The 9,913-nt window shown below is 36.0% G+C and carries 9 protein-coding genes and 1 tRNA gene; all 10 read left to right on the forward strand.

Annotated elements, in window-relative coordinates; genetic code table 11:
• Nucleotides 1–3,035 (forward strand): transcription-repair coupling factor (mfd, locus tag PAN06_RS11270; protein WP_269796347.1); only part of this gene is annotated, 3,035 nt, incomplete at its 5' end.
• 68 nt (nucleotides 3,036–3,103) lie between these two features.
• Nucleotides 3,104–3,370, forward strand: coding sequence for an RNA-binding S4 domain-containing protein (locus tag PAN06_RS11275; RefSeq protein ID WP_003002258.1), 267 nt, complete (start codon nucleotides 3,104–3,106; stop codon nucleotides 3,368–3,370).
• Nucleotides 3,363–3,731, forward strand: coding sequence for a septum formation initiator family protein (locus tag PAN06_RS11280; protein WP_003009251.1), 369 nt, complete (start codon nucleotides 3,363–3,365; stop codon nucleotides 3,729–3,731). Before PAN06_RS11275 ends, PAN06_RS11280 begins: the two co-directional genes overlap by 8 nt.
• 3 nt (nucleotides 3,732–3,734) lie before the next feature.
• A complete protein-coding gene (locus tag PAN06_RS11285; RefSeq protein WP_003009253.1) occupies nucleotides 3,735–3,863 on the forward strand; it encodes an SP_0009 family protein in 129 nt (42 codons plus the stop codon).
• A gap of 172 nt (nucleotides 3,864–4,035) precedes the next feature.
• On the forward strand, nucleotides 4,036–5,121 hold the full coding sequence (locus PAN06_RS11290) for a serine hydrolase (RefSeq protein ID WP_269796348.1): 1,086 nt from the start codon (nucleotides 4,036–4,038) through the stop codon (nucleotides 5,119–5,121).
• Nucleotides 5,121–6,395, forward strand: coding sequence for a tRNA lysidine(34) synthetase TilS (tilS, locus tag PAN06_RS11295; protein ID WP_269796349.1), 1,275 nt, complete (start codon nucleotides 5,121–5,123; stop codon nucleotides 6,393–6,395). Before PAN06_RS11290 ends, tilS begins: the two co-directional genes overlap by 1 nt.
• 4 nt (nucleotides 6,396–6,399) lie before the next feature.
• Nucleotides 6,400–6,942 (forward strand): hypoxanthine phosphoribosyltransferase, encoded by a 543-nt coding sequence (gene hpt, locus PAN06_RS11300; RefSeq protein ID WP_003018402.1) that lies wholly within the window; start codon nucleotides 6,400–6,402, stop codon nucleotides 6,940–6,942.
• A gap of 10 nt (nucleotides 6,943–6,952) precedes the next feature.
• Nucleotides 6,953–8,926: an ATP-dependent zinc metalloprotease FtsH gene (gene ftsH, locus PAN06_RS11305; protein WP_269796350.1), complete on the forward strand. Its 1,974-nt coding sequence runs from the start codon at nucleotides 6,953–6,955 to the stop codon at nucleotides 8,924–8,926.
• 91 nt (nucleotides 8,927–9,017) lie between these two features.
• Nucleotides 9,018–9,089, forward strand: a tRNA-Glu gene (locus PAN06_RS11310).
• 154 nt (nucleotides 9,090–9,243) lie between these two features.
• The gene (locus PAN06_RS11315) at nucleotides 9,244–9,723 is read left to right on the forward strand and encodes a sigma-70 family RNA polymerase sigma factor (protein ID WP_003009261.1); all 480 of its coding nucleotides are present in this window, start codon (nucleotides 9,244–9,246) and stop codon (nucleotides 9,721–9,723) included.
• Nucleotides 9,724–9,913 lie beyond the last annotated feature (190 nt).

The raw sequence follows: 9,913 nt of genomic DNA on the forward strand, positions 1-9,913 counted from the left end.
CATTACAGAAGATTGGCTACCAAAAGGTGAGCCAAGTTTTGCAACAGGGAGAGTTTAGTCTACGAGGAGATATTTTAGATATCTTTGAGATCGACCAACTCCAACCCTATCGGATTGAATTTTTCGGAGATGAGATTGATGGAATCCGAATCTTTGACCCAGAAAGTCAGCGTTCTGTTGAAAATGTTGAAGACGTTCAACTGAAGGCAGTGAGTGATCTATTGTTGCAAGAGGAAGATTTCATCCGTGGTCAGCAGCAAATCGAACAATTGCAAGAACAGAGTGCAAATGAAGAATTTAAATCTTATCTAGCAGAAATTCTGGGAGATATTTCTCAAAGGAAACTCCATCCGGATCTTAGGAAATTTATTAGTTTCTTTTACAAAAAGCAATATACCTTATTCGATTATCTCCCTAAACACACTCCTGTCTTTCTGGATGATTATCAAAAAATAGCAGATCAAATAGCGAGATTTGAACTAGATACAGCTAATCTCTTGACGGAAGATTTACATAAAAATAGAGCTTCTTCTCGCCAAGTGTATTTTGCAGACACCAGTACAACATTACGAAAATATACGCCTGCAACTTATTTTTCAAACTTTCAAAAAGGATTGGGAAATTTGAAGTTTGATCATTTGTATCAATTCAATCAATATCCCATGCAGGAGTTTTTTGGACAATTTGATTTATTAAAAGAGGAAATTGAACGGTATCGAAAATCAAACTATACTGTTATTGTCCAAGCAACTTCTCATCACAATCTTCAACAGCTCCATAAAAATTTAGAAGAATATGGAATTCGATTAGATTATATTGATGGGGATACGATCATCCCTCAAGCTAGTCAATTAGTTGTTGGAGGACTAGCTCACGGTTTCCAATTTGTTGATGAAAAAATTGTCTACATTACAGAATCAGAGATTTATCAGAAAAAGATCAAACGAAAGATTCGCAGGCAAAATATTTCCAATGCTGAACGCCTAAAAAATTATAATGAACTGGAAAAAGGGGACTATGTTGTTCACCAAGTTCATGGTATTGGTCAATATTTGGGAATTGAAACGATTGAAATTTCGGGTGTCCATCGTGATTATGTTTCAATTCAATATCAAAATGGAGATCGCATCTCGATTCCTGTCGATCAGATTCAGATGTTGTCCAAATACGTTGCAAGTGATGGAAAAACGCCAAAAATTAACAAGTTAAATGATGGGCGTTTCCAAAAAACGAAGCAAAAGGTTCAGACCCAGGTAGAGGACATTGCGGATGATTTGATAAAACTTTATGCGGAGCGTAGTCAATTAGAAGGCTTTGCCTATTCCCAAGATGATGAAAACCAAGAGGCTTTTGAACAAGATTTTCCATATATTGAAACAGATGACCAATTACGTTCCATTGAAGAAATCAAAAAAGATATGGAATCGAATCGTCCGATGGACCGATTGCTGGTTGGAGACGTCGGTTTTGGGAAAACAGAGGTCGCTATGCGAGCAGCCTTTAAGGCAGTAAATGATCATAAACAAGTAGCAGTGCTGGTTCCCACCACTGTTCTTGCCCAACAACATTATGCCAATTTTAAGGAGCGTTTTGAATCTTTTGCAGTAGAGGTTGCTGTTTTAAGTCGTTTCCAGAGTAAGGCAGAGCAGAAAGAAACGCTTGAAAAGTTGAAAAAAGGACGAGTGGATATTATTATTGGAACTCACCGGCTCTTGTCCAAAGATGTTGTTTTTTCAGACTTAGGCTTAATCGTGATTGATGAAGAACAACGTTTTGGAGTGAAGCACAAAGAAACCTTGAAAGAATTGAAAAAAAAGGTGGATGTGCTTACCCTAACAGCTACTCCTATACCTCGAACTCTTCATATGTCTATGCTAGGAATTCGAGATTTGTCTGTCATTGAAACACCTCCGACCAATCGATATCCTGTGCAAACTTTTGTACTAGAGACCAATCCAACCATTATTCGAGATGCTGTGTTGCGGGAGATGGATCGTGGAGGACAGGCCTATTATCTTTACAATAAGGTAGATACAATTGAACAAAAGGTGTCTGAATTAAAAGAGTTTATTCCAGAGGCTTCGATTGGCTTTGTTCATGGTCAGATGAGTGAGGTTCGCTTAGAAAATACCCTGTTGGATTTCATTAATGGCGAATACGATGTCTTAGTGACGACAACCATTATTGAGACAGGTGTGGATATTCCAAATGCTAATACACTCTTTATTGAAAATGCGGATCATATGGGACTTTCAACGCTTTATCAACTAAGAGGTCGTGTGGGACGAAGCAATCGAATTGCTTATGCTTATTTGATGTATCATCCAGACAAATCTCTTACAGAAGTGTCTGAAAAACGCTTAGAAGCTATTAAGGGTTTTACTGAGTTGGGGTCTGGCTTTAAAATTGCTATGCGAGATTTATCGATCCGTGGAGCAGGGAATATCCTTGGAGCTTCTCAATCTGGTTTCATCGATTCAGTTGGTTTTGAAATGTATTCTCAATTGTTAGAAGAAGCTATTGCTAAGAAACAAGGCCAAGAGCATCGTAGACAAAAGAGCAATGCAGAGTTGAACCTTCAAATAGATGCGTATTTACCTAATGAATATATTTCAGATCAACGTCAAAAAATTGAAATTTACAAACAAATTCGTGAAATGAATTCTGCAACGGACTATGAATACTTGCAAGATGAATTGATCGATCGTTTTGGAGAATACCCAGATGTTGTGGCCTACCTACTTGAAATTGGTTTAGTGAAAGCTTACTTGGATCAAGTCTTTGTCCGTCTTGTTGAGAGAAAACAACAAAAATTGACAGTGAAATTTGAACCTATTGCCAAACAACTGTTTTTAACACAGGATTATTTCAAAGCTCTGTCCATGACACAGTTAAAGGCACAGATTGCAGAAGAAAAGGGATTGATTGAAGTGATCTTCGATATTCGAAATAAGAAAGATTTTGAAATTTTGGAAGCTCTGAAGCAATTTGGTCAAACCTTATTGGAAATTAAACAGGAAAAAGAAAAGGACTAGCAGTTCTTAGCTCATTTTTCGCATTTTATGTATAAAAAATGATACAATACTATGTTAGAGGTGACAGTATGAGATTAGATAAATATTTAAAAGTTTCTCGCATTATTAAGCGTCGTCCTGTTGCAAAGGAAGTTGCAGATAAAGGACGAATCAAAGTCAATGGAGTATTAGCCAAAAGTTCAACGGATTTGAAAGTGAATGATCAAATTGAAGTTCGTTTTGGAAATAAAGTATTGACGGTTAAAGTCTTGGAAATGTTGGATAGTACAAAAAAAGAAGATGCATCCAAAATGTATGAAATAATTAGTGAAACAAGGATAGAAGAAGATGCCTAAAAATATCGTTCAAATGAACAATAAATATATCAAAGACGAAAGTCAGCGAAAACGTTTTTTAGAAGAAGAAAGAAAAAAACGCAATCGTTTTCTGGGACTCGTCTTGATATTGGTCATGTTACTATTTATTCTTCCAACTTATAATTTAGCTCAGAGCTATCAATCGCTACAAGATAAAAAAGAACAATACAAACAGTTGGAAAAAGAGTATAAAGAAACAAGTGAACAAAAAGAATACCAACAAGACATCGCTAAAAAATTAAAAGACGATGATTATGCAACAAAATATGCACGCGCTAAGTATTCTTTTTCAAAAGATGGTGAATATGTTTATACCATCCCAGATTTACTCCCCCAATAACCGATGGAAAATATCTTACAAACAGTTAAACAATTCCTTGAATTTTCGGATGAAAAATTAGAGGAATTAAAAAAGAAAAACCAAATGATTAAACTTCAAAAGGATGAAAAGGAAAGGAATACAGGTGTCTAAACGATTTCTGCTCCTATTGTTAGTTCCAATTTTATTTATTGGGTCTCAAGCAGCGAGTGTCGAGCAGTCTGAGTCTTCTCAGACAATGGCTCATCCATCAGAACTTTATTTTTCTTCAATTCCAGCGAACCCGAATGTCTATCGCAAAATTTCTGTTTTTTCTGATCCTCAGTTGAAAAAAGAAAAAGGAGAAATTCTTCCCAACACACCGTTTACAATCGAACAACTCTTTGTAAATGATGAAGGGAAAGCTGTGTTTAAAATAGCAGATAAAGGATATGTATTAGCAGATTCTTCTGTCATTTTTTCTGATGTTGTACAAGAAACACAAGAAAAAAAACAAGACATGTGGCTAAAACCTGGTTTTAAAGTGTATGACCGACCCTTAATAAATGGTGCAAAAGAAAAAAATACACCTCTTTCTCCTTATACAAAAGTGACAGTCTTACGTACAGCTAAGACTTTACGGGATGAGTTTGTGGAGATTGAAGGTCAGGGCTGGGTGAACAAAGCATTCGTCACTGAAAAAGATAATCGAATGGAAAAAGTCCAGGACTTGTTGAATAGTAAATACAATTCTCCTTCGTATGGAATCTATGTAAAACAATTAGAGACTGGAAATACTGCTGGAATCAATCCGCAAAAAGAAATGTATTCTGCCAGTGTAACGAAATTACCATACTTGTACTACGTCCAAGAACAGCTCAATAAAAAAGCCATTTCCCCAACTACAACCTACAAATATATTCCAGAAGTCAATGATTTCAAAGGTGGCTATGAACCAGAAGGAAGTGGTAGCCTTTCAAAAACACCAGATGGAAAAGAATACAGTGTTCAAGAGTTGGTAGATAAGATTGCAAAAGAATCAGATAATGTTGGACATAATATCTTGAATTATTATGTCACTCATCAATCAGATCAAGATTTTCAAAAAACTTTGGATAAAATTGCAAAAAAACATTGGGATGTTGAAAAAAGAGAAGCATCCGCTGAAATGGCTGGCAATGTCATGGAGGCTGTCTATCAACAAAATGGCCCTATTATTGATGCACTCTCCTCTACAAAATATGATGATCAACGGATTGCGCGTGACCTTCCAGTAAAAGTTGCTCATAAAATTGGAGATGCCTATGATTTTAGACATGATGTTGCGATTGTATACACAAATTCACCCTATGTAATAGCCATTTTTACAGATCATTCGAATTATGATACGATTTCCAACATTTCAAAAGATATCTATGAGGTATTGAAATAATGGAAAAGCGATTTTTAGAGTTTTGTGAAAAACAAGATCTATTTACTCCCCATCGCCGTGTTTTGGTTGCCTTATCTGGTGGATTGGATTCAATGAATCTGTATGAATTTTTATATAAGAATAAAGAACGATTGAAAATCCATCTGGTACTCGCTCATGTCAATCATGGACAAAGACCAGAATCGGATTTAGAAGAAAGTGAACTTCGAACACTAGCTGATAGGCGAGAGACACGTATTCATGTGGCTCACTATTCGGGTGATTTTACGGAAGCAAAAGCTCGTACCTTTCGTTATGATTTTTTTAAACAGATTATGGAGAAAGAGGATTGCACTGCTTTAGTAACAGGTCATCATGCAAACGATCAAGCTGAAACAACTTTCATGCGCTTGATACGAGGAACAAAATTACGCCATTTAAGTGGCATTCCTGTACGCCAACCATTTGGCAAGGGTGAGCTAATCCGTCCTTTGTTAACTTTTACCAAAGATGAGTTGATGGAAATCCCTCACTTTGAAGACAGTAGCAATGACTCACAGGACTATTTTCGAAATCGTGTACGCCATCAATACCTTCCAGAATTTGAAAAAGAAAATCCCCAAATGCAAGTAAGTCTTCGTTATTTAGCAGAGGAAGTGACTCATTGGCACCAAGCACTGAAAGAATTGACTAGCGAGTTAACCATTCAAGATTTAGCTTCTTTTAGAACTTATTCTCATTCTGTGCAATCTTTCTTATTAGAGGAGTATCTGGCACAATTTCCAGATTTGCAACTTGGTAGGGCCCAGTTTCAAGAATTATTAGATTTACTGCGAAAAAAAAGAAATTGCGTCCATTATTTAAAGTCGAATTATGAACTACATCAGGAATATGATTTCTTTGAAATACAAAAAATCAGTCAAAAGTCGGATGACCAACCCCTCCCATTTTTGTTAGAATTTGGGAATATCTTTGAAATTGCAAATTATAAACTATCTTTTGGACAACCATTAGTAGGGGAAAATGTAGAAATTCTTTCTGTTTCACGCGAAACTCCCATCTTAATTAGAGGGAGAAAGGAAGGAGATCAGCTACTTGTTAATGGCCACCATCAAAAATTAAGACGGTGGTTTATCAACCATAAAATTCCAATTTCTCTTCGGCAAAAGGCTCTCATTATAGAACAAAATCATAATATTCTTTCTGTAGTGGGATTGGTAACGAGTGATTTGAGTAAGCTCTCAAAAAGTGGTATAATGAAAGATGGTCTTTATATTCAAAAAATAGATAGGTAAAAACATGTTAGAAAAAGATATAAAAAAAGTATTGGTTTCACATGATGAAATTGTAGAAGCAGCAAAGAAATTGGGTGAAACCCTAACAAAAGAGTACCAAGGAAAAAATCCAATTTTTGTTGGAATTTTGAAAGGCTCTGTTCCATTTATGGCAGAGTTGATCAACCACGTGGATACACATATTGAATTGGATTTTATGCTGGTTTCAAGTTATCATGGTGGTACAGCAAGCTCAGGTATCATTAATATTATCAAGGATATCGACCAAGATATTACTGGTAGAGATATTTTATTTGTAGAAGATATTATTGATACAGGTAAAACCCTCAAGAGTCTAAAAGAACTCTTTGAAGAACGAAATGCAGCATCTGTGAAGATTGCTACCTTACTGGATAAACCTGAAGGACGTTTGGTTGAGATCGAAGCAGATTACACCTGCTTTACGATTCCAAATGAGTTTGTTGTAGGATATGGTTTAGACTATGATGAAAATTATCGTAACCTACCCTATGTTGGTGTATTAAAAGAGGAAGTGTACTCAAAATAGAGGAGACTAGATGAATAACAGAAAAAATAACGGTTTTGTTCGAAATCCATTTCTGTATTTGTTGATTATTGTAGCGGCTGTGACAGGATTCCAGTACTTTTTTGCGGGTAATGGGGTTGGTCAAAGTCAGCAAATCAACTACACAGAATTGGTTAAAGAAATTAAAAATGATAATGTAAAAACGATCAGTTACCAACCAAATGGTAGTGTGATTGAAATTGCAGGTACCTATAATAAAGCAAAAGAATCAAAAGAAGATACAGGAATTCAATTTTTTACCCCAAGTATTCAAAAAGTATCTCGCTTTACTAGTGTCATCCTTCCATCTGATATCACCGTCAATGAATTACAAAAATTAGCAGCTGACCACAAAGCAGAAATCACCATTAAGCGTGAGAGCTCAAGTGGCATGTGGATAACAATTCTCACTTCAATTGTTCCATTTGTTATTGTCATGTTCTTCTTCTTCTCAATGATGAACCAAGGCGGTGGCGGAGGTGCCAGAGGTGCCATGAACTTTGGTCGTAATAAAGCCCGCGCTGCTAATAAAGAAGATATTAAAGTTCGTTTTTCAGATGTAGCAGGAGCTGAAGAAGAAAAACAAGAACTTGTTGAAGTTGTTGAATTTTTAAAAGATCCAAAACGCTTTACTAAATTGGGTGCAAGAATCCCAGCAGGTGTGCTTCTTGAAGGCCCTCCCGGAACTGGTAAAACCCTTTTAGCAAAAGCAGTAGCTGGTGAAGCTGGAGTGCCATTCTTCAGTATCTCTGGTTCTGACTTCGTTGAAATGTTTGTCGGAGTCGGTGCTAGCCGGGTTCGTTCACTTTTTGAAGATGCTAAAAAAGCAGCACCAGCCATTATCTTTATCGATGAAATTGATGCTGTTGGGCGCCAGCGTGGTGTAGGTCTTGGTGGCGGAAATGATGAACGTGAACAAACCCTCAACCAGCTCTTGATTGAGATGGATGGTTTTGAAGGCAACGAAGGAATCATTGTTATCGCAGCAACTAACCGTTCTGATGTCCTTGACCCTGCCCTTCTTCGTCCTGGCCGTTTTGACCGTAAAGTATTGGTTGGACGTCCAGATGTGAAAGGTCGTGAGGCAATTCTTCGTGTTCATGCTAAGAATAAGCCACTTGCTCAAGATGTGGACTTGAAATTGGTTGCTCAACAAACACCAGGATTTGTCGGTGCTGATCTCGAAAATGTTTTGAACGAAGCAGCCTTGGTTGCAGCTCGTCGAAATAAAAAAGTAATTGATGCTGCTGATATCGATGAAGCAGAAGATCGTGTTATTGCAGGTCCATCTAAGAAAGATCGGACGATTTCACAAAAAGAACGTGAAATGGTTGCTTATCACGAAGCTGGTCATACAATCGTTGGTTTGGTCTTATCAAATGCTCGTGTAGTTCATAAAGTTACGATTGTTCCACGTGGTCGTGCAGGCGGTTACATGATTGCCCTTCCTAAAGAAGATCAAATGTTACTTTCTAAAGAAGATATGAAAGAACAATTAGCTGGGCTCATGGGAGGACGTGTTGCCGAAGAAATTATTTTCAATTCGCAAACAACGGGTGCTTCAAATGACTTTGAACAAGCTACCCAAATGGCGCGTGCAATGGTGACAGAATATGGTATGAGTGAAAAACTTGGACCGGTCCAATATGAAGGAAATCATGCAATGTTTGGTGCTCAAAGCCCACAAAAAATGATTTCAGAACGAACAGCATACGAAATTGATGAAGAAGTTCGTAGTCTGTTGAATGAAGCCCGTAATAAAGCGGCAGAAATTATTCAAGGAAATAGAGAAACGCATAAACTAATTGCGGAAGCTCTATTAAAATATGAAACCTTGGATAGTGTTCAAATTAAATCATTATATGAAACAGGAAAAATGCCTGAAAATTCAGAGCATGAATTAGAAGAAGAAGCAAAACCTCTATCATATGATGAGATTAAGTCAAAATTAGAAGAAAATAACTAATTCAAAAGAAGGAAAATATTTCCTTCTTTTTTTATTAAAAAAGTGTTGACAGAGTAAAAATATTCTGTATAATAGAATATGTTGTAAAAATGGTCCGTTGGTCAAGGGGTTAAGACACCGCCTTTTCACGGCGGTAACACGGGTTCGAATCCCGTACGGACTATCGATGAACTGTCACCAAGTGGCAGTTTTTTTGTGTATTTGGACAAAATAATTAAAAATAATAACCAAATAGTTAAAAAAACGTGCAGAATAGAAAAAAAGTCCAATGGGCTTCTTTATTTTTATAAAATACAGATAAAAGTAAAGGAGAGCTTATGGAATTTAATAAAATGTATCAAAAAGTAAAATATATCGTAAGAAAATGTGAAAAAGAATATTATATTCAATTATGGGAAAAGGATGATTGGGAACAAGAAGGACAGCTAACACTCTTTGAACTTTATCAAAAAAATCCTGAAATTGAAACAAATGAAGAATTACTTTATACATATTTCAAAACAAAATTTAGAAATCATATTAAAGATAAAATAAGACAACAGGAAAGTGATAAAAGAAAAATAAATAGACTTCCATATATTGAAATTGGAGAAATTAGTCACAGAATTTCATCAAGAAAAATATATTTAGATGAGCTGGTTGTTCTAAGAGATGCATTAAAACGTTTTAAAGAAAAATTAACCGTAAAAGAAAAAGAACAATATGAAGCATTACTAGCAAACAGAAGATGTCTAGGAAAAACAAAAATGAAAAAGAAATTGGAGAACTATCTAAAGGACTTTAAAAATTCAATTTAAAAGCTGAAAGTTGACAGTGTATAAATGAACTTTCAAAAAAATAAATTTTTTTGAAAAAAAGTATTGACAGTAAGGAGAGGTCATGATATACTAATATAGTTGTCGCGCGAGAGCGACAAAGACCTTTGAAAACTGAACAAGACGAACCAATGTGCAGGGCGCTATAACGAAAGTTATAGTAACTGAACAA

It is taken from the genome of Streptococcus sp. SM3 (assembly GCF_027497875.1).